Here is a 21,850-nt window from a genome sequence, read left to right as displayed (position 1 = left end):
TATGATGTACATTGGGCTTTTTTGCATCCTAAATTGATTTTTATTGTGAATCCGCATAAAAATCAGGCCGGACATGGCATCAAAAAAAAGAGCAGACATAAAGATTCTGCTCTTTTTTAGATGTTCCGGGTTTTTTTAAAGTTCCTGTTTTAATTTATCATTCAATACGCTCTCTTCTAAAACAGAAAAGGTGTCGCCATATACTTTTGTGATATGTTTTGCTCCCCACGCACAAAGAGAATCTAAAATACTTTCCAGACTTCTCCCATAATCACTCAGTTCATATTCGACTTTAGGAGGAACTTGATTGTACACGATCCGGTTGATCACTCCGTCCGATTCTAACTCGCGCAGCTGCTGAGTCAGCATTTTCTGAGTAATATCCGGCATAAGACGTTTTAATTCACTTGTTCGTTTTTTGCCATGTGTGAGATGGCAAAGGATCACACATTTCCATTTCCCTCCTATCACTTCCAGTGTCGCTTCTACTGAAATATTGTATTTTTTTTTCTGCATATTCAGTTCATCCTCCTCTTCTATAGGAACAAAAAAGTACCTATAGCACTTTTAAGTACGTACTTTTCTTTAATGTATATATCTCTCATAATAACATTTGCCGGTCGATATTGAACATACTCTCATTATTTATATAGCTTGCTCGGCAGAATTTCAATCATACAGCACCTAACTAGGAGGAGAGGAAAATGACTTTAAATAAAAAACGCAGCACACTCGCGCTTCTGGCGTTAGCCGTGAGTGCATTTGCCATCGGAACAACAGAATTTATCAGCGTTGGCCTTTTGCCACTGATCGCGGATGATTTACACATCCCTGTCACGACAGCCGGTTTGACCGTTTCCTTGTATGCTTTAGGGGTCACATTCGGCGCGCCGATTCTGACATCCTTGACATCCAGAATGCCGCGGAAAACTTTATTAATTTGGATCATGGTGATTTTTATCGCCGGCAATACAATGGCAGCCAGCGCAACGAGTGTTGGGGTTTTACTGGCCGCTCGGGTGATTTCGGCATTTTCACACGGTGTATTTATGTCAATCGGCTCTACGATCGCAGCGGATCTTGTACCTGAACATAAAAGAGCGAGTGCGATTTCGATTATGTTCACAGGACTTACCGTTGCAACCGTTACCGGGGTTCCTTTCGGTACATTTATCGGACAGCAATTCGGCTGGAGACTTGCCTTTATTGTCATTATTGCAGTAGGCGTTATTGCTCTTGTCACAAACGGCATCCTTATTCCATCGGATTTGCGTAAAGGAACCCGTACAACGTTTCGCGACCAAATCAAGCTGGTGACCAATGGACGCTTGCTGCTTTTATTTATCATTACAGCATTAGGATATGGAGGAACCTTTGTTGTCTTTACTTATTTATCTCCATTGCTTCAAGAGGTAACAGGCTTTAAAGAAGGTACTGTAGCTTTTATTTTGCTCATTTATGGAATTGCCATTGCAATAGGCAACATGATTGGCGGAAAACTGTCTAACCGGAACGCGATTACTGCTTTATTTTATATGTTTATTGTGCAAGCTATTGTGCTTTTGGTCTTAACATTTACGGCTCCTTTTAAAATAGCGGGCCTCCTGACCATTATCTTTATGGGATTTTTGGCTTTTATGAATGTGCCTGGGCTCCAAGTATATGTAGTCATGCTGGCCGAGCGTTTCGTTCCAAGCGCCGTCGATGTGGCGTCTGCCATTAATATTGCTGCTTTTAACGCAGGCATTGCGATTGGTTCATATTTAGGCGGAGTGATCACAGATTCGATTGGACTTATTCATACGGCATGGATCGGATCATTGATGGTTTTAGGAGCAGTGGGGCTGACAGGATACAGCCGTCTTCTCGAAAAACACGACCAAAGAAAAACAGTACAATAACTATCTTTGAAAGTAGGTGATACGCTTCTTTTTAGACCGGATTATTTTAACTATCAAATACATGTAGCAAATTAAGGAGGAAATCAATAATGGCAACACATTTACAGGATACAGCAACACTTCATAACGGAGTGAAAATGCCTTGGTTTGGCATCGGAGTTTTTAAAGTTGAAGAAGGTTCAGTGTTAGTGAATGCCGTCAAAACAGCCATTTCCCATGGCTACCGCAGCATTGATACAGCCGCGATTTACGGAAATGAAGAAGGCGTTGGAAAAGGAATACGTGAAGGGCTCAAAGAAGCCGGGATCTCAAGAGAGGACTTATTCGTCACATCAAAGATCTGGAACGCGGATTTAGGATATGAATCAGCCATCGCAGCATTTGAAGAAAGCTTAACAAAACTCGGATTAGACTATCTAGATTTATACTTGATTCACTGGCCCGTGGAAGGGAAATATAAAGATGCATGGAGAGCGCTTGAAACCCTTTATAAAGAAGGACGGATTAAAGCGATCGGAGTAAGCAATTTCCAAATTCATCATCTGGAAGACTTGATGAAAGATGCTGAAATCAAACCGATGGTCAACCAGGTGGAGTACCATCCGCACTTAACTCAAAAAGAACTGCAGGCATTTTGCCTGACTCACAGAATTCAGCTTGAAGCATGGTCTCCTTTAATGCAGGGCCAATTGCTGGATCACCCGATGCTGAAAGAAATTGCACATCAATATAACAAATCTGTTGCACAAATCATTTTGCGCTGGGATCTGCAAAACGGTGTCATCACCATTCCCAAGTCAACAAAAGCACACCGTATTTCAGAAAATGCAAACGTGTTTGATTTTGAATTAACAAATGAGGATATGAAACGAATTGATGAGCTGAATCAAAATGAACGAGTCGGTCCGGACCCAGACAATTTTGATTTCTAATATAAAAAAAGAAACACCGTTCAGAAAAGATGAACGGTGTTTCTTTATGACCAGCCAGAGATGATGTCATCGAGCCGGCGTTTTGTTTGCTCTAAACTGCCGCTGTTATCAATGATCTTGTCGGCTCGTTTGATTTTATCTGCTAACGGCATTTGTGAATTAATTCGGCTCAAGGCTTCTTCCTCTGTTAGCTGATTTCGCTCTTTCAGCCTTTTGAGCTGAAGCGCTTCTGTTACACTTACGACCAGCACCTTGTCTACCAAATGCTCCAGCTTGCTTTCAAACAGCAGGGGAATGTCTAATACGACGAACTGCTCGTTATTTGATACTGCCAAATCCCGTTTGCTAATCATTTCCGCTCTTACAGCGGGATGCACAATACCGTTTAATGTAAGGCGTTTTTCTTCATTATTAAATATAATGGCCCCAAGCTTTTTTCGGTCTATGTCACCATTATCCAGCAGGATGTCTTCACCAAAAGCGTCAATGATTTGCCGGTAGGCCGGCATCCCTTTTTCAACCGCTTGTTTTGCAATGATATCCGCGTCTATGACAGTGATTCCTTTATTCTTCAGCATATTGGCAACCGTACTTTTGCCGCTTGCGATGCCTCCCGTTAAACCAATGACTAAGGTCAAGAACGCCACTCCTTTTTTACAGTTTCCACAGCCCGATCGTGATAAGCAAGAGCCCCGGCAAAAACGCCATTTTATCAATCCAGCTCCATTTTGATAGCACATGGCCTGCATATATACCTATTGATACAAACAGCGAGCTCATGATTGCAACAGCAAAGCTCAAGGTGATAGGGGAAAATCCGAGAATTGCAGCGCCGATCCCCGCTCCGAAAGCGTCAATCGACAAGGCAAAACCGAGCAGGAGCGCTTCTATTCCGTTAATGGTACCGGACCTGTCGATATCAGCGCTTGTCGGTTTCCTTAAAATATGGATCACAATCCCCAATGACTTAACCTCTAGATTAAGTAAAGTTTTTTCGTGCAATAAGTAATCCTGTTCTTTTGTCGGCCTGAAAAATTGGTATAAGACCCATGCGCCGATTCCGACTAAAATCAGTCCGCCGAGCTTTTCTGTCACATAGACGGGGAAAAACTTTGTGAGAAAGCCCCCGATCAACATAGACAAAAACATGACAGCGCCTGAACAGCAGGCAATCACGATAATGGCTTTCAACGGGATCTTCATTTTTCGCAAACCGTACGTAAATCCGACCGAAAAACTGTCCAAGCTGACTGCCAATGCCACTAGCAGCAAAGAAACCATTTGCATATCCGTTTCTCCCTTTCTGTTGGTGCGCGATAATCAGAGTCTTTTTAAACCCCAGCATTTATTACATGGGCTCTTTATATATATGGGAAAGATGAAACATTCGTGTTATACAAACAAATGTTTTCTTTCCTAAAAGACTTTGATCATTCACACCGCCAGCTTGAACAGTTAACCTTTATTGTTTCTGGCATTTGGCACAAAAGTGTGTGCCTCTTCCCCCGACGACGATTTTAGATATCATGGTACCGCACGTTTTGCATGGTTTGTCTTTTTTTCCATAAACAAAATGGCGGAGCTGAAACATTCCGATTTCACCTTGGGAATTTATATAAGAACGAACGGTGCTTCCACCCGCATCAATGGCTTCTTGAAGCGTGTTCTTAATTTCCTCATGGAGCTTTTTGATTTTTTTTGCTGATAATTGGTTCGCTTTGGTCTCCGGGTGAATGCCCGCTCTAAAAAGCGCTTCATCTACATAAATGTTCCCGAGACCGACAACCGCCTTCTGGTCAAGCAGCGCGGTTTTCACGGCGCGGTTTGTTTTCATCAGCCGTTCTTTCAAATACGCGTCTGTAAATTCTTTGTCATCCGGTTCAGGGCCAAGCTGAGAAAGCGGCAGCTCTCTCATTTCCTCACCCGGATGAAATAAATGCATCGTTCCGAATTTCCGGACGTCGCGGTAGCGCAGCTGTGTACCGTCAGTCATCGTAAATACGACATGAACATGCTTATCGTCCGGGTCCTCCGTCTGATGCAGCCCATATTTTCCTTCCATTCGCAAATGCGAAACCATCACAAAGTGATCCAGATGAAAAAGTAAAAACTTTCCTCGTCTCCCGATAGATTGGATGGTTTCCCCTATTAAGTTTCGCGCAAATTCCTCCGGTTCGGCAGGCCTTTTAATAATATTCGGCCATCTGATTTCTACCGATTTGATCGTTTTTCCTCTCACAAGCCCGGTCAGAGTGCGCCGGACTGTTTCAACCTCTGGTAATTCCGGCACATCCATCACTTCCTTTATCTATTTGTTTATTTTGCATCGTACCAAGATGGGCCTGATGCAAAGTCTACTTTTAGCGGAACATCTAAGCTAAGAGCATGTTCCATCACTTCCGGAACAAGCTTTTCAAGCAATTTGATTTCTTCTTTCGGCGCTTCAAAGATCAATTCATCGTGCACTTGAAGCAAGAGCTTTGCCTTCAGCTGTTTTTCTTTCAGCTTGGCTGCCATATCAATCATTGCTTTTTTAATAATATCCGCGGCGCTTCCTTGAATCGGCGTGTTCATCGCCGTCCGCTCAGCAAAGCTTCTGAGGTTGTAATTTCGGCTTGTCAGCTCAGGAATGTAGCGGCGGCGCTGCATAAGCGTCGTCACATAGCCCTTTTGCTTCGCTTCCTGTACTGATTCCTCCATGTATACTTTTACGCCTTTAAAACTTTCCAGATAGCGCTCAATAAATGCCGCGGCCTCTTTGCGTGTGATGCCGAGATTTTGGGACAGCCCGTAATCACTGATGCCGTAGACAATGCCGAAATTCACTGCTTTTGCCTGGCGTCTCATTGCGGGTGTCACTTCGTCTTGTGCCACATGGAACACATCCATCGCCGTTTTTGTATGGACATCCATATCATTTGTAAAGGCTTCGATTAAATTTTCATCCTTTGAGATGTGGGCCAGCACTCTTAGCTCAATCTGCGAATAATCAGCGGCAAATATCAGCCAGTCTTTCTCAGACGGGACAAAAGCCTGACGGATTTTGCGGCCTTCTTCCAGCCGAATCGGAATGTTTTGCAGATTCGGATCAGTGGAACTGAGCCGCCCTGTTTGCGTTAAAGCTTGATTAAAGCGTGTATGCACCTTATGTGAATCTTTTCTGATGACCTTTAAAAGCCCTTCAATGTACGTGGATTGGAGCTTTCCGATTTGTCTGTACTGTAAAATATAGGACACGATATCATGCTGGTCCGCAAGCTTTTCAAGCACGTCAGCAGAGGTTGAATAGCCGGTTTTTGTTTTTTTCACAACCGGAAGCCCGAGTTTTTCAAATAAAATGACGCCAAGCTGTTTCGGAGAATTAATATTAAACGGCTCTCCTGCAATCTCATGGATTTTTTCTTCATACTCCTTCAGCCTTGCGCCAAGTTCTTCTCCCATTCGCTCGAGCCGGCCCACGTCCACCTTTACACCGATTGACTCCATTTCTCCAAGAATTAACGCAAGCGGCAATTCAAGTTCTTCATACAGCTCAAGCTGATCGTTGTTTTCAAGCTCCTGGAGAAGCTTTTCACGAAGGCTGTCTACTGCCGCAGCCTTTCTGACAAGATGCATGGCAAGCTCATTTTCGTCGGGAACCGCGCGTTTTGCCCCTTTTCCGTAAACGGCTTCATCGCTTGATACAATGTGTAAGCCATAATCCTTGGCAACGCTGGCGACGTCATCATACGTATTTGCCGGGTTGATGATATACGCCGCAAGAAGCGCGTCAAATTCCGCTCCTTTCAGTTCAATGCCTTGCCAGCGCAATGCGACTACCGAACGTTTGCTGTCAAATACCCATTTCTTCTGAGATTCGTCTTCCGCCCACTTTTTAAATATCTCTGACTGCACGGCAATTTCTTTAGAGATATAATAATGTCCTGTTTCATTGACGAGAGAAAAACCAAGAATCGGTGCTTCGTGGTAATTGTCGCCAATTTGTTCAACAACAAATGCAGACGGTGAAACGAGCATGCCGCTTGTCACTTCTTCGACCTTGTGAATATCAACATCTTCAAACTCCTGCTGCTGTTCAGCTTCTCCGCTCTCTTCTCCGAGCCTTTCAAGCAGCGTATTAAAACCAAGGTCTTTAAAAATAGAAATGACCTGTTCCCGATTAAAGCCGTCATAATCCAGTTCAGCAAGTGAAATGTCAATTGGCGCATCGGTCATGATCGTCGCCAGTTCCTTGCTCATAACGGCCTGATCTTTAAATTCCTCAAGCTTCTCCTTCAGTTTTTTGCCGCTCACTTCGCCGATGGATTCGAGCAGTTTCTCAACGGAATGGAATTGCTTCAAAAGTTTAATGGCTGTTTTTTCGCCAACTCCCGGCACACCCGGAATGTTATCTGAGGAATCACCCATCAAGCCTTTCATATCAATGATTTGTTCAGGAGTAAGCCCGTATTTTTCTTCGACATGCTGAGGTGTATAAAATTCGACATCCGTAATTCCTTTTCTCGTAATAGCGACGGTTGTATGGTCTGTCGCAAGCTGTGTCAAATCTTTATCTCCTGAAAATATCTTCACTTCAAATCCGTCTTTTTCAGCAGATTTAGCAAGCGTGCCGATAATGTCATCCGCTTCATACTGCTCAAGTTCATAGCGGCTGATTTGATAAGCGTCAAGCAGCTCGCGAATAAACGGCATTTGCTCCGACAGCTCCGGCGGTGTCTTTTGTCTGCCGCCTTTATATTCCTTAAATGTGCTGTGACGGAACGTGGTTTTACCCGCGTCAAAGGCCACAAGCATATGTGTCGGCTTTTCGTCCTCCAGCATTTTCATTAAAATCATCGTGAAGCCGTATACCGCATTTGTGTGGATTCCTTTATCATTACTTAACAGCGGCAAGGCAAAAAATGCTCTGTATGCAAGGCTGTTTCCGTCTACAAGCACTAACTTTTTTTGTTCCGTCATTCATATATCCTCCTAAGAAGCGCAAGCTCCCTTTCATCTCAATTTGATAGTCTTTTGCTTCTTTTATTTTAACAAAGTTCAATTTGAAAGGAAAATAAGCGAACCTGGGGAGTAGACATAAAAAAGGACGGGAACCATATAGGTTCCCGCCGTCAAATTGGCTCCTTGGATGAAGGGGTTCTACTACATCCTAACAGCATAGGTTTAACAGTGCATGAAGATATTGTTAACACTTTGTAAAGGTTGCCCAAGCTAATTGGGCGCCCGTTTCAGTGCTACAGTAAAAATCGTTCCCTGCCCCTGTTCACTTTTCACTTCTATTTTACCTTCATGGGCTTCTATTAAATGCTTAACGATCGCCAGACCAAGGCCGGTGCCTCCTGAATTCCTGCTTCTGTCTTTATCAACGCGATAAAAGCGCTCGAAGATTCGGGGAATTTCTTTTGTTTCAATCCCGATTCCCGTATCAGCGACTTCTATCTGAATATCCTCTTCTGCCAAATTTGCAGAAATGGTGACCGTTCCATGCTCAGGCGTGTAGGTCAGCGCATTGTTTGCCAGATTAAGAAAAACCTGCTTCAGTCTGTATACATCTCCTTGAACATAGAGAGGATCTTTCGGAATGTTCAGTTCAAATCGAATATCTTTTTCTGATGCCTTATGCTGAAGGAGCGTTTCAATCTCACCAAGCATTTTCGCCGCATCAAACGTCTCAACGCTGAGCGTGAAGTTTTGCTGTTCAATTTTAGACAGCTCCAGCAAATCTTGCACCAATGATTGAAGCCTCTCACTCTCCTTTAAAATAATAGAGAGGAATTCTAAAAGAGCTTCCCTGTCGTCCAATGCTCCGTCCAATAATGTTTCTGTAAAGCCTTTGATTGACGTAATCGGCGTTTTCAATTCATGTGAGACATTGGCAACGAAATCTTTTCTCATTTGCTCAAGTTTTTTCGTCTCCGTCATGTCATGAAAAACAAGAACGATTCCCTTCCATTCATCATCAGGTCCCATGATCGGAACGCCGTCCACTTCAAAATAACGTCTTTCAATATTGATCGGAAGCCTGAACAGTTTGCATTTTTTTGTTTCGGTCATGAAGATTTCTTCGACAAGCTGTATGATTTCCTCATGTTCAAATGCATCGTGGTAAAGGCGGCGGAGCAAGTGGTTTGGCTGGGTATGGAACTGCTTCGCATACGCCCTGTTTACAAGATTTATAAATCCTCTGCCGTCAATCAGTATCAAACCTGATCCGATATTTTCAATGACAGTCAAAAGGCGGTCGCGCTGCATTTCTTGTGTTCTTGTCATCTCCATCAGATTGAACGCGAGGCTGTTCATCGCGCGTCCGAGCTTATCAGAGCGGCTTATGTATCCGCCGTATGTGCGGGCGTCGTAATTTCCCTTAGACAGCTCTGTTGCCATTCCTGTCGCTGCTTCAATGGATTTTTTATAACGGGAGGTCATGTTGGTATAAAAGAATACAATAACAATAAAAGCGGTACACAGACTGGCTGCCAGCATGCCCCACATTTCCCCGCTGATGCCTGAGCTGCTTTCCGCCCGGGACGACAGCAAAACATAACCTGTTTTGTTATCGGCGTTTGTCAGCGGAAGCCCGAAATAAAGTCTGGAAGCGTCGTCAGATTTAACCAAAGTTCCTTTGTCTGCATGGAGATGGGTAATCACAGAAGAAACATTCGTATTTTTGCCTGAACTGTATAACACTCGCCCTTCGTCATTCAGAACCGCCGCGCTTACATCAAGCGCGCTGCCTGCTTCTTTAATTACTTTCTCGTTCTCTTTAGCTGTCAAATCTCCGGCATTAAGGAGAGAAGCTATGTATTTGGCTTCCTTTTCCATTTGGCCAGCTGCTTTTTCTTCATTAGCCGATTCGAAAAGCTGTTGTAAAAAAAGACCAAGTACACTAAACACCAAGATAATGAATACGGCGAGTACAGCAAAAAGACGCACGCGGTAATTATTCATTCATTTTAGGCTCCTCCAGTTTATACCCCAATCCTCTGATCGTTTTGATATAGATGGGTTTTTTTGTATTTGTTTCGATTTTGTCGCGAAGGTGGCTGATATGCACATCAACAATCCGGGTATCTCCGGCAAAATCGTAATTCCACACAGCGCTGAGCAGCAAATCTCTAGTTAAAACTCTGCCCTTATGTTTTCCGAGATAGAGAAGCAGTTCAAATTCTTTCGGTGTCAGCTCAAGCTGGTTTGACTTAAAATAAGCTTCGTAATGGTCCGGGAGAATTTTAAGATCACCGATGATCAACTGGCCGTCCTTGACGTCATTCCGCCCGTCAAATGAGGGAGAAGCTATTTCAGAACGCCTTAAAATCGCCTTTACCCTGGCATTTACTTCTCTCGGGCTGAATGGCTTGGTCATATAATCGTCAGCGCCAAGTTCAAGACCGAGCACTTTATCAAACTCTTCATCTTTAGCTGTCAGCATTAAAATAGGAAACATTAGCTTTTGCTGTCTCAACTGCTTACACACTTCGATCCCATCCAATTTAGGAAGCATGACATCAAGCACAATTAAGTCAGGTTTTTCTGTCTCCGCCTGTTTTAAAGCTTCTTCACCATCTGATGCGGTGACAACCTCGTAGCCCGACCGCTCCAAATTATACTGCAAAAGAGTAACGATAGATTCTTCATCATCCACAACTAAAATTTTTTTGCTCATGCTGTGCCTCCATTATCAAAATTCCCCGACATCCTATTTCTCTATTTTATGTCATCATAACACGTTTCATGATTTCATTTTAACGAATGGAAGCCGGTTCGACAATTCGCCTTTTTAATCATTTTGAAAAAGAACACATCATTAGGATGGCACAAAAAAGACAGCGCTTACATTTTTGTATAAAAACAGGAAGGCTTCGTAACAAAGCCCTCCCTGTTATTATCTTAAGATAAAACTTTCATGACATTTTTAACAGATTCAGCAGATTTGTTCAGCTGCGTTTTTTCGTAATCTGTTAATTCCAATTCAATAATCTGTTCAAGGCCGTTGCCTCCGACAATTGTCGGAACACCTAAGTAAATGCCTTCATAGCCGTATTCTCCTTCGAGATAGGCAATAGTCGGCAATACACGGCGCTGGTCTTTTAAGATCGCTTCAATCATTTCTACAAGTGATGCGGCAGGAGCATAATATGCGCTTCCGTTTCCAAGCAGGTTGACGATTTCACCGCCGCCTTTTCTTGTCCGTTCTACGATTGCGTCAATCCGATCTTTCGGAATAAGTGTTTCTAACGGAATACCTCCGGCGTAAGAATAACGCACAAGCGGCACCATATCATCTCCGTGGCCTCCAAGAACAAATCCCGTTACATCTTTAACAGACAGATTCAATTCCTCAGCCACAAACGTTCTGAATCTCGCAGTATCCAGCACGCCTGATTGTCCGATGACGCGTTCTTTAGGGAATCCTGATTCTTTATACACGGCGTAAGTCATTGCATCAACTGGGTTTGTCAAAACGACAATCACACAGTCAGGAGAATGTTTTACGATATCACGCGTCACACTTCTCATGATTTTCTCATTCGTAGACACGAGATCATCCCGGCTCATCCCAGGTTTTCTAGCAATTCCCGCCGTAATGACTACAATGTCAGATCCGGCAGTGTCTTCATAGTTTGACGTTCCGGTAACTTTTGCATCAAACCCTTGCACAGGGCTTGCTTCTAACATGTCAAGCGCTTTTCCTTTAGTCGGATTTTCTAATTGCGGAATATCGACTAATACAACATCAGCCAATTCTTTTTGAGCCGTCAAAAATGCAGTTGTTGCACCGGTAAAACCGGCTCCGATTACAGATACTTTTTTACGCTTGTTCGCCATTTGCTTTTTCCCCTTTAACTTATAAGTTTAAGAATTAAGACAAGTTTTTGATTAATTCGTCAGCAAATTCCGAGCACTTCACTTCTGTGGCACCGTCCATTAATCTGGCAAAATCGTAAGTTACGACTTTAGATTCGATTGTTTTTTCAACGGATTGAACCACAAGATCAGCAGCTTCCTGCCATCCAAGGTGCTCAAGTAAAAGCACGCCTGAAAGAAGAACAGATGACGGGTTCACTTTATCAAGTCCCGCGTATTTAGGCGCCGTTCCGTGAGTTGCTTCGAAAATAGCGTGTCCTGTTTCGTAATTGATGTTAGCCCCAGGCGCGATACCGATTCCGCCGACTTGCGCTGCAAGCGCATCGGAAATGTAGTCGCCGTTTAAGTTCATTGTAGCTACCACATCAAATTCGCTTGGACGCGTTAAAATTTGTTGAAGGAAGATATCAGCAATGCTGTCTTTGATAATGATTTTGCCGGCAGCCTCAGCTTCGCTTTGCGCTTTGTTTGCTGCATCTTTCCCATCCTGTTCTACAATACGATCATATTCAGCCCATGTAAAGACTTTATCTCCAAATTCTTTTTCAGCCACTTCATAGCCCCAGTTTTTAAAGGCTCCTTCAGTGAACTTCATGATGTTGCCTTTATGAACCAATGTGACTGATTTGCGTTTTTGGTCAATTGCATATTGAATGGCCGCTCTTACAAGACGCTGTGTGCCTTCTTCTGAAACAGGCTTAATACCGATGCCTGATGTTTCAGGGAAACGGATTTTGTTGACACCAAGCTCAGTTTTTAAGAAGTTGATTAATTTTTCCACTTCTTCAGAGCCTTTTGCATACTCGATTCCAGCGTAGATATCTTCCGTATTTTCACGGAAAATAACCATATCCGTATCTTGAGGGCGCTTAACAGGCGAAGGTACGCCGTTAAAGTATCTGACTGGACGAAGACATGTAAACAAGTCTAATTCCTGTCTGAGCGCTACGTTTAATGAACGGATTCCGCCGCCGATCGGAGTTGTAAGCGGGCCTTTAATGGCGATTAAATATTCGCGGATGTCTTCAAGCGTTTGGTTAGGCAGCCATTCGCCCGTTTTGTTAAATGCTTTTTCACCTGCATAAACTTCTTTCCAAGTGATTTTCTTTTCGCCTTTATATGCTTTTTCTACAGCTGCTTCCAAAACTCTTGAAGCCGCTTTCCAAATATCAGGGCCGATGCCGTCACCTTCGATAAACGGGATAATCGGATTATTCGGTACATTCAATACACCGTCAGTAACTGTAATTTTTTCAGCTTGTGCCACAAATATTACCTCCCAGTATGTAATTCATATTTAGAAAACATTTTATTTTTCTGATATAAAAAAACAAAATGATTTTTCTTAACATTCAATTAAAATTGTAAACCAAGATCACTGTTCCAAACAAGAGGCTAACTTCATTAAATCCAGCCAGCCTCCATTGGTTCTTTAGGCTCTTTCGTTAATCGGAATAAATTTTTGCTTGTCAGGGCCCGTATAATCTGCGCGCGGACGGATCAAGCGGTTGTTGTCATATTGCTCAAGAATATGCGCAAGCCATCCGGACATTCTGCTGACCGCAAAGATTGGCGTGAAGAGATCGTGATCAATACCCAGGCTGTGGTAAACCGATGCCGAATAAAAATCAACATTTGGCGGAAGTTTTTTTTCTGATGTGACGATGTCTTCAATTGCGATCGACATCTCATACCATTTGCTTTCACCCGTTAAGTTTGTTAATCGCTTGCTCATTTCCTTCAAATGCTTGGCGCGCGGATCTCCATGCTTGTAAACACGGTGTCCGAATCCCATTACTTTTTCTTTCTTTTCCATTTTGGCGCGGATGTAAGGCTCAACGTTTTCCACTTCTCCGATCTCCGAAAGCATCTTCATAACGCCTTCATTCGCACCGCCGTGAAGCGGTCCTTTTAAGGCTCCGATTGCTGCCGTAATACCGGAATAAATATCAGATAGCGTAGCGACACATACCCTCGCTGTGAACGTTGACGCGTTCAGTTCATGGTCAGCATGGAGAATGAGCGCTTTATTAAACGCTTCCACTTCAATCGGCGAAGGATCTTCTCCGTTTAACGTGTAAAGGAAATTCTCGGCGATCCCCAGATCTTCTTTTGGTTCAACCGGTTCAAGACCTTTGCGAATTCTAGAGAAAGCGGCAACCAAACCAGGCACCTTCGCTTGAAGGCGTATCGCTTTTCTGTAATTGGCATCCGGATTCATAACATCCGCTTCATCGTCGAGCAGACCGAGTAAAGATACAGCTGTCCGGAGAGCAGCCATAGGATGAACTTTTTCGAGGGAATAAGATTTGAAGTGCTCAATAACTTCTTTAGGAACGGAAGCTTCCTGTGCAAGCTGCTTTTTAAATTCATTGAGTTCTTCTTTGTTCGGCAGCTTTAAATGCCAAAGCAAGTAAATAATTTCTTCAAAACTAGCATTCTCTGTTAAGTCATCAATATCGTACCCTACATATGTAAGGGTATCGTCGATAATAGAACTTACAGATGATGTTGTTGCTACAACCCCTTCGAGACCGCGTGTTGCTGTCATATTAACCTCTCCTTTTCAAAAAAATTCCCCTTTTAGAGTAATGTGAAACATGAGGCTTGCTTAAAGTGTAAAAAGTAATCACTTTTCCCTAAAAGAAAATGCTTACATTTTACTGTTTACAATTCATTAACCCCCTGCTTATGGAAGACCATAACTAAATCTTATAAGCTTGATTAACTTTAAGCCTATTCTTATTATAAACAATAATCAGACATTTGTTAAATGTTTAACTATAATTTTTTTTTCTTTCTCTCTTTTTCGCGGATTTTACATACAAAAAGTGCCTTTATTTGCGGGTTTTTGATTGTTTTTTCTCTTTTACTACAAAAAAAAACGGCAGGGCGCCGTTTTTTTAAGAACTGAACATTTTTACAATTTGCATAGCGAGGTACGCAATGCCGGCTCCGATGAGCGGACCGACCGCTACTCCGCCAAAAAGGGCAACTGCCAAAATGGTTCCGATGACAAGCGCCGTTGTAATATGAGGGTCATTCTCCAGCAGTGTAAGACCGTTTTTGGCGATCAGCGCCACTGCAATTCCCGCTCCGAGGGCAATCCATGCATAATAAGATCGCACAGCCTCTCCCAGTTGTTTGAAGCCGATCTCTCCTGTAGCAATCGGCACAAGAACGGCAATGGTAATGACTGTTACCCCCCAATTGATACCTTTTGATTGAATAGCGGGAAATAATTTTTGGTCAAGTCCCACTATTTTGATCAAAATCAGGACGGATACAGCAATAAGCAACGATTGATTTTTAGCTATAAGTGCAATGGCAAGCAATAATACTAAGAATAAATTAGCTTGAGTAAACACGCCTAAGCTTCCTCCTTTGCAGATAAATGTATTCATAATCACATGCATCGTGAATAAAATAAAAAATAGGACGTGCTGACGAGAGGAGGAGCTTTTTTGAATCAATCCTATGTATCCATTTTCTTCAGGACTCTTTTTGTTTTTACAATTTCAACTGGGTCTATTGCCGCAGTCTATTATTCATTTCCGTTAATTTATCCATTCCTGATTGCCCTTATTCTCTCATCAGCCATACATCCTTTTGTAGAATATTTGGACAGGCTGACCAGTCTGCCTAGAACATTAAACGTCATTTTTGTTCTGGCTTTTTTTCTGCTTATCACAGTCGGGGCGCTGACTTTGCTTGTTGCAGAAATCGTGTCGGGAACCGCGTATCTCGCAAAGACGCTCCCTCCTCATCTCAATACTTTTATCATGTTTTGCGAGAAACTGTTCACCACTCATATTCAGCCATTTTATCATGAACTGACTGTTTTATTTAACGGGTTGGAAACAAATCAGCAGGCTTCCATCGTGACTCAGATACAGGCGCTGGGAGATTCCGCCGCTAAAAACGCCGGACTGATTCTGTCTCATATCCTTGAAATGATTCCGAAAATCTTCGCATTGCTTCCAAATACCGCAGCCGTTTTTATTTTCTCTCTTTTGGCTACTTTTTTCATCACGAAAGATTGGCACAAGCTGAAAGCATTACTGTTATCGATTCTCCCCGAACGGATTTCAGCAAACGGAAAAGCGGTCGGAAGTGAGTTGAAGAAAGCAATGGCCGGCTTTGTTAAGGCACAGGCCGCCCTTGTATTTCTTACGATGATTATCGTATGTATCGGTCTTTTCATATTAAAAGTCGAGCATCCCGCAACGATCGCTTTTTTAATCGGACTCGTTGATCTTCTGCCGTACTTAGGCACAGGTTCAGTGTTTGTGCCGTGGATCTTATACTTATCTATTACAGGACAGCTTCCGCTTGCCATCGGGATTGGGATTTTATATCTTGTTGTGCTTATACAGCGGCAGCTGACTGAACCGAAGTTATTGAGCAAATCCATAGGAATTGATCCTCTGGCAACCTTAATCGCTTTATTTGCCGGCTTTAAGCTATTTGGATTTTTAGGACTTATTGCCGGGCCCGCTATCCTTGTCTTTATTCAAGCTTTACTTACCACAGGAGCATTAAAAGAGGTATGGTCCTATATTACTGCCGGGCAAAAATAAAACAGCAGCCCGGATACTCAGGCTGCCGTTTATTTAATAATAATCCGTTTGTTTTTGGACATTCCTCTCAGCCATTTGAACAGAAGCGGTTTGCACCAGCTGCGGGTGAACGGAATAAGCAGACAGGCACCGGCCAGATCTGACAAAAAACCCGGAAGCATCAGCAATAAACCTCCGATGAAAATACATAGACCGTCTAAAATGGCCTCACCAGGCATTTTGCCATATTGGAGCTCGCGCTGCACCCGGTAATACACCTCAACTCCCTGTTTTTTTGCAACGATAGCGCCAATGGCCCCCGTCAAAATCATCAACAGAACAGTTGGAAAAATACCGATCAGCTTACCGGAAAGCAGAAAAATCCCGATTTCGATTGCCGGACACACAATAAAAAACAAAAAGAGAAATCTCATCGCCTGCACCCCACATCTCTTAAAACGCATTTATTCCGCTTAAAAACAGCAGACAAGGAAAAGAGAAGGGAGTTACCCCCCCTTCTGCTTTTAAAATGTTTAGAGTACGCTCGCACGGCCCTGATAAACAGCACCGCGGGCAGCATCAACCGTAATGTCCTGTCCATCTGCCAAGATAGAAGTTGCGTTTTCCAGCCCCACGATAACCGGAATGCCAAGGCTTAAACCGACAACAGCCGCATGGCTTGTCAAGCCGCCTTCTTCTGTAATAAGCGCTGAAGCTTTTTCAAGCGCTGTAATCATATCACGGTCTGTGCTTGTTGTAACGAGCACTGCGCCTTCAGTCATTTTTTGTTCTGCTTCTTTTGCGTTTTGCGCAACAACAACAGGACCATACGCAGATTTACGTCCGATGCCTTGCCCTTTTGCAATGATATCGCCTACTGTGTATACCTTCATCAAGTTGGTTGTGCCTGATTCACCGACAGATCCTGCAGTGATGACAATCAAATCTCCGTGTTTCACAATTCCGCTGTTCAATGATTTTTGGACAGCATCATCAAGCATTTGGTCAGTTGAAGTTGCATTTTGTCCGCTTTCAGGGAAAACGCCAAATACAAGCGCAAGCTTTCTGGAAATTGATTCATTTACCGTCACCGCGACAATCGGTGCCTGCGGACGGTATTTTGAAATCATCCGCGCAGTATGGCCGCTTTCTGTCGGCGTAACGATTGCAGCCGCATTAAGGTTGATAGCTGTATGTGCCACTGATTGCCCGATTGCATCAGTAATCGTCATACCCACTTGCCCTCTGCGTTTTGAAAGAATTTCTTTATAATTCAGCGCCTCTTCAGAACGGGATGCAATGCGGTGCATAGTTTGAACCGCTTCGACAGGATAGCTTCCCGCAGCCGTTTCACCAGAAAGCATAATTGCATCTGTTCCGTCAAAGATCGCGTTTGCCACGTCACTTGCTTCCGCGCGTGTCGGACGAGGATTGCGCTGCATGCTGTCAAGCATTTGAGTCGCTGTGATCACCGGCTTGCCAAGCGCATTGCATTTTTTGATTAGTTCTTTTTGAACGAGCGGCACTTCTTCAGCAGGAATTTCGACGCCGAGATCTCCGCGTGCTACCATCAAACCGTCAGAGACTTCCAAAATGGAGTCAATGTTATCGACACCTTCTTGGTTTTCGATTTTAGGGATGATTTGAATATCACCGGCATTGTGCTCTTCAAGAAGTTCACGGATTTCGAGCACGTCAGTTGAACGGCGCACAAAGGACGCAGCGATAAAATCAACGCCTTGCTCGATACCGAAAGTGATGTCTCTTGCATCTTTTTCCGTAATTCCAGGAAGATTGACACTGACACCCGGTACGTTTACGCCTTTTTTATTTTTCAGCGTTCCGCTGTTTAGGACTTTTGTTTTAATTTCACGCTTGTCAGCATGCACTTCAAGAACTTCAAGACCGATAAGCCCGTCGTCCAAAAGAATAGTAGATCCTTTTTGAACATCATCAGCAAGGCCTTCGTAAGTCACTGAAATTTTTTCGGGAGTACCCAATACCTCGTCCATTGTGACGATAAGCTCAGTTCCCGCAACTAGTTCAATTGCTCCGTTTTCCATTTCGCGCGTGCGGATTTCCGGACCTTTTGTGTCAAGAAGAATCCCGACATTTTTCCCTAGCTTTTTGCTTGCTTCACGAATGTTTTTGATTCTTGCGCCATGCTCTTCAAAATCTCCGTGAGAAAAGTTCAGGCGTGCTACGTTCATGCCTGCTTCCATTAGGTTAGTCAGCATTTCAATACTTTCACTTGCCGGACCGATCGTACAAACTATTTTTGTTTTTCTCAATTCGTTCACTTCCTTCTAAAATCTTGAGCCCCTGCCGAATTAAATAGACAGTTCTTTTGAAAGTTGATACATGTTTTGTTCAACAGTATGTTTTTTATCCAATATTTCTATAATATCATGGTCTACAAGCTTATTGTTTTGTATACCTACACAACGTCCGCCTTTGCCTTCAAGAAGAAGCTCGACAGCGTATGCGCCCAGGCGGCTTGCTAGCACACGGTCAGATGCGCTCGGCGATCCCCCGCGTTGGATATGCCCCAAAACTGATACCCTGGTTTCAAGATTTGTTTCTTCTTCAATGCGTTTCCCAAATTCGACTCCGCTGCCGACTCCCTCAGCAACAATAATGATGCTGTGTTTCTTACCGCGGTCATGTCCTCTTTTCAGTCTGGCAAGGATCTCAGACATGTCATAATCCGCTTCAGGAATCAAAATGGATTCTGCACCGCCGGCAAGACCTGCCCACAAAGCGATATCGCCTGCATGCCGTCCCATCACTTCTATAACATATGTACGTTCATGTGATGTAGCGGTATCGCGGATCTTATCAATTGCATCAATGACTGTATTTAAGGCTGTGTCAAAACCGATTGTAAAATCAGTTCCCGGGATATCATTATCAATAGTACCCGGTACACCTACACAAGGAAACCCGTGTTCCGTTAATTTTTTTGCACCCATGTAGGAACCATCGCCGCCAATGACAACAAGCCCTTCAATTCCAAGCTTCTTTAAGTTTTCAATTCCTTTTTCACGGCCCTCAACTGTTTTGAATTCAGGACATCTTGCCGTATAAAGCTTCGTTCCGCCTCGATGAATAATATCACCGACTGAGCCCAATTCAAGCTTTTCAATTTTTCCGCTGATTAATCCTGAGTAGCCGTTATAAATGCCGTATACTTCCACGTCATGATAAATTGCTTTTCTGACAACCGCGCGCACTGCTGCGTTCATTCCCGGGGAATCCCCGCCACTCGTTAAAACTCCTATACGCTTCATCCTTTACTCACCTCAAGCACCATATATGATTAAACATAACATGTTCATTGTCCTAAAACAATGAAAAGGGACACGCACTGCTTTAAAGCTCCCCATTAAACCCTACCTATTATACAATTAAATAAACTGTTTTTAAATAAAATTTAAGGAATGTCACAAAAAATAAACGTGAGCCAAAGGCTCCACGTTTATTTAGTTTACCCCTATATATTGATCTTCAACCGAAACTTTTCCAATCGCCTTATATTTTTCATAACGCTGCTGAATCAATTCTTCTTCATTCAGCCTAAGCAATGATTTTAACGATTGTTTTAAAGTCTCATCAATATAGCCTGCCTGCAGCTTTACATCATGGTGCGCTCCGCCTTTAACTTCTTTTATCATATGATCAATAATACCTAATTCTTTTAAGTCAGGCGCAGTGATTTTCATGGTTTCAGCGGCTTTTTTGGCAAGGCTTGCATCTTTCCATAAAAGCGCGGCGGCTCCTTCCGGTGAAATAACCGAATAGGTGGAGTTCTCCAGCATATGCAGATGATTTCCCACACCAAGCCCGAGCGCTCCGCCGCTTCCCCCTTCACCGATGACGATACAAATAACAGGCACTTTGAGACCGGCCATTTCAAACAAATTCCTCGCAATGGCTTCGCTTTGTCCTCTTTCTTCAGCGGCTTTTCCCGGATATGCCCCCTTTGTATCAATAAAACAGATGATTGGTCTGTTAAACTTATCAGCCTGCTTCATCAAACGAAGCGCTTTGCGATAGCCTTCCGGGTGAGGCATTCCGAAATTGCGGACAAGGTTTTCTTTCGTGTCTCTTCCGCGCTGGTGGCCGATGATTGTAACCGGCAGACCGTGAAACTTGGCAATTCCGCCGACAAGCGCTTCATCATCTCCGTACGCTCTGTCTCCATGGCATTCAAAGAAATCAGTAAACAGATACTTTATATAATCCAAGGTCGTCGGGCGATTCGGCAAACGGGCGATCTGAACTCTGTCCCAAGGCTTCAGGTTTTTATAAATATCGTCTTGAAGCTTTGTGAGACGCTCCTCGAGCCGTTCGATTTCGGCACTTAGATCCATATCTGATTCTTGGGTGAACTTCTTCAGTTCAGCGATTTTTGTTTGTAGTTCTACCACCGGTTTTTCGAATTCTAATCTTGCAGCCACTCAATGTCACCTCCTGTTTCATGCATATTCAGCAGACTTCCTAACGTCTCTTTCATCTCGGCGCGATGAATGACCGCGTCCAGCTGTCCGTGTTTCAACAGAAACTCAGCCGTTTGGAAATCTTCGGGCAGCTTCTCACCGATTGTCTGTTCAATGATCCGTCTTCCCGCAAAACCGATCAGCGCGCCCGGCTCGGCAAAATTATAATCGCCGAGAGAGGCGAAACTTGCAGACACTCCGCCTGTAGTCGGATGCGTCATAACAGAAATGAAGAGACCTTTTTCCTCACTGAACAGTTTTAAAGCAGAGCTTGTCTTAGCCATTTGCATAAGACTCAAGATTCCTTCCTGCATTCTTGCACCGCCGGAAGCAGTGAAAATAATAAACGGAACCTTCTCCTCTTTAGCTTTTTCAACCGCAAGTGTAATTTTCTCCCCGACAACAGAACCCATGCTGCCCATTCTGAATGTAGAATCCATAATAGCCGCGATGACCGGAGAGCCGTTGATTGTGCCTTTCCCTGTCACGACAGCCTCGTTCAAGGATGTTTTTTCGCGGTCCTTTTCCAGCTTCTCCAGATAGCCCGGAAAATTGAGAGGATTCTCTGAGGCCATCCCCTGATTGAACTCTTCAAATGAATCGTCATCCATCAGGCTTTCAATACGCTGTTTTGCATTCAGCGGAAAATGATAGCCGCAGTTCATACAAACACGCATATTTTTATCCAGCTCTTTTGTGAGCATGATTTTTTTACACTTAGGGCATTTTGTCATAATGCCTTCCGGAACATCATGTTTTGCTTGTTCTGATGGTACAGAAGCATATTTTTTCTTTTTAGTGAATATATCCTTTAACAAATGATTACCTCCCTTTTGTGAAGGGTTCTCTTCACCGCATGTCACCCAATTAGATAGACTTGCTAATACTTTACCGAAACTATTGTACTTTTTTTGTCAAACGCTGTCATCCTCAATTCGACAACTTTTTATCAGCAGAAGGATGTTTACGGGCTTGGCATATGTAATATAAATCGTTGCTCAGACTAGATTGATAGCGCATTCAGAAAAATTAGTTACACCCTGCTGAAATTTTTTTAAGACCTCCCCTCAAAAAAATTTCAGCAGCGGGTTAAC

The 21,850-nt window shown here is 43.4% G+C and carries 19 protein-coding genes; 3 read left to right on the top strand and 16 right to left on the bottom strand.

The features are described from left to right. Window positions 1–135: 135 nt before the first annotated feature. Window positions 136–516, bottom strand: a complete 381-nt coding sequence (locus tag GXP75_RS11170; protein ID WP_013390619.1) for a winged helix-turn-helix transcriptional regulator — start codon at window positions 514–516, stop codon at window positions 136–138. Window positions 517–704: 188 nt separating this feature from the next. On the opposite strand from GXP75_RS11170, the gene GXP75_RS11165 reads away from it, so the two are divergent. Further along, a complete protein-coding gene (locus GXP75_RS11165) occupies window positions 705–1,901 on the top strand; it encodes an MFS transporter (protein WP_242556824.1) in 1,197 nt (398 codons plus the stop codon). Window positions 1,902–1,990: 89 nt separating this feature from the next. Continuing rightward, window positions 1,991–2,833: an aldo/keto reductase gene (locus tag GXP75_RS11160; protein ID WP_242556823.1), complete on the top strand. Its 843-nt coding sequence runs from the start codon at window positions 1,991–1,993 to the stop codon at window positions 2,831–2,833. A gap of 44 nt (window positions 2,834–2,877) precedes the next feature. Here GXP75_RS11160 and coaE read toward each other — a convergent pair whose 3' ends face one another. The 10 genes from coaE to GXP75_RS11110 all read right to left on the bottom strand — a co-directional run bounded on the left by coaE (window position 2,878) and on the right by GXP75_RS11110 (window position 15,066). Continuing rightward, window positions 2,878–3,471 (bottom strand): dephospho-CoA kinase, encoded by a 594-nt coding sequence (coaE, locus tag GXP75_RS11155; protein ID WP_242556822.1) that lies wholly within the window; start codon window positions 3,469–3,471, stop codon window positions 2,878–2,880. 16 nt (window positions 3,472–3,487) lie between these two features. Then, window positions 3,488–4,120: a sporulation membrane protein YtaF gene (ytaF, locus tag GXP75_RS11150; protein ID WP_003325118.1), complete on the bottom strand. Its 633-nt coding sequence runs from the start codon at window positions 4,118–4,120 to the stop codon at window positions 3,488–3,490. Between the two features lie 175 nt (window positions 4,121–4,295). Beyond that, entirely contained in the window at window positions 4,296–5,123 is an 828-nt protein-coding gene (mutM, locus tag GXP75_RS11145) for a DNA-formamidopyrimidine glycosylase (protein ID WP_242556821.1), read from the bottom strand. Between the two features lie 26 nt (window positions 5,124–5,149). After that, window positions 5,150–7,792, bottom strand: a complete 2,643-nt coding sequence (gene polA / locus GXP75_RS11140; RefSeq protein WP_242556820.1) for a DNA polymerase I — start codon at window positions 7,790–7,792, stop codon at window positions 5,150–5,152. 252 nt (window positions 7,793–8,044) lie between these two features. Further along, entirely contained in the window at window positions 8,045–9,781 is a 1,737-nt protein-coding gene (gene pnpS / locus GXP75_RS11135) for a two-component system histidine kinase PnpS (RefSeq protein ID WP_242556819.1), read from the bottom strand. Further along, a complete protein-coding gene (locus tag GXP75_RS11130; RefSeq protein ID WP_214913893.1) occupies window positions 9,774–10,496 on the bottom strand; it encodes a response regulator transcription factor in 723 nt (240 codons plus the stop codon). The genes pnpS and GXP75_RS11130 overlap by 8 nt, the downstream gene beginning before the upstream one ends. Before the next feature lie 224 nt (window positions 10,497–10,720). Beyond that, window positions 10,721–11,659, bottom strand: coding sequence for a malate dehydrogenase (mdh, locus tag GXP75_RS11125; RefSeq protein WP_003325113.1), 939 nt, complete (start codon window positions 11,657–11,659; stop codon window positions 10,721–10,723). Between the two features lie 34 nt (window positions 11,660–11,693). Beyond that, window positions 11,694–12,965 carry an NADP-dependent isocitrate dehydrogenase gene (icd, locus tag GXP75_RS11120; RefSeq protein WP_214913895.1) on the bottom strand — a complete coding sequence of 424 codons (1,272 nt, stop codon included), beginning with the start codon at window positions 12,963–12,965 and terminating at the stop codon, window positions 11,694–11,696. A 165-nt stretch (window positions 12,966–13,130) separates the two neighbouring features. Next, complete coding sequence (gene citZ, locus GXP75_RS11115) at window positions 13,131–14,249, bottom strand: citrate synthase (RefSeq protein ID WP_061572582.1); 1,119 nt, start codon at window positions 14,247–14,249, stop codon at window positions 13,131–13,133. A gap of 352 nt (window positions 14,250–14,601) precedes the next feature. Next, complete coding sequence (locus GXP75_RS11110) at window positions 14,602–15,066, bottom strand: DUF441 domain-containing protein (RefSeq protein WP_003325109.1); 465 nt, start codon at window positions 15,064–15,066, stop codon at window positions 14,602–14,604. A 96-nt stretch (window positions 15,067–15,162) separates the two neighbouring features. Between GXP75_RS11110 and ytvI the strand changes: the two genes are divergently transcribed. Continuing rightward, entirely contained in the window at window positions 15,163–16,278 is a 1,116-nt protein-coding gene (ytvI, locus tag GXP75_RS11105; RefSeq protein ID WP_061572581.1) for a sporulation integral membrane protein YtvI, read from the top strand. 29 nt (window positions 16,279–16,307) lie between these two features. Here the strand turns inward: ytvI and GXP75_RS11100 are convergent, their stop codons facing one another. The 5 genes from GXP75_RS11100 to accD all read right to left on the bottom strand — a co-directional run bounded on the left by GXP75_RS11100 (window position 16,308) and on the right by accD (window position 21,574). Next, a complete protein-coding gene (locus tag GXP75_RS11100; protein WP_003325107.1) occupies window positions 16,308–16,691 on the bottom strand; it encodes an FxsA family protein in 384 nt (127 codons plus the stop codon). 99 nt (window positions 16,692–16,790) lie between these two features. After that, a complete protein-coding gene (pyk, locus tag GXP75_RS11095) occupies window positions 16,791–18,548 on the bottom strand; it encodes a pyruvate kinase (protein ID WP_150223002.1) in 1,758 nt (585 codons plus the stop codon). A 39-nt stretch (window positions 18,549–18,587) separates the two neighbouring features. After that, window positions 18,588–19,547 carry a 6-phosphofructokinase gene (gene pfkA / locus GXP75_RS11090; protein WP_003325105.1) on the bottom strand — a complete coding sequence of 320 codons (960 nt, stop codon included), beginning with the start codon at window positions 19,545–19,547 and terminating at the stop codon, window positions 18,588–18,590. 192 nt (window positions 19,548–19,739) lie between these two features. Next, a complete protein-coding gene (gene accA, locus GXP75_RS11085) occupies window positions 19,740–20,717 on the bottom strand; it encodes an acetyl-CoA carboxylase carboxyl transferase subunit alpha (RefSeq protein WP_214913897.1) in 978 nt (325 codons plus the stop codon). Beyond that, complete coding sequence (gene accD / locus GXP75_RS11080) at window positions 20,702–21,574, bottom strand: acetyl-CoA carboxylase, carboxyltransferase subunit beta (RefSeq protein WP_106046065.1); 873 nt, start codon at window positions 21,572–21,574, stop codon at window positions 20,702–20,704. Before accD ends, accA begins: the two co-directional genes overlap by 16 nt. Window positions 21,575–21,850: the final 276 nt, after the last annotated feature.

Source organism: Bacillus sp. HU-1818 (assembly GCF_022695965.1).
Lineage (GTDB): Bacteria > Bacillota > Bacilli > Bacillales > Bacillaceae > Bacillus > Bacillus atrophaeus.
This window is presented reverse-complemented; position numbering and strand designations above follow the sequence as displayed.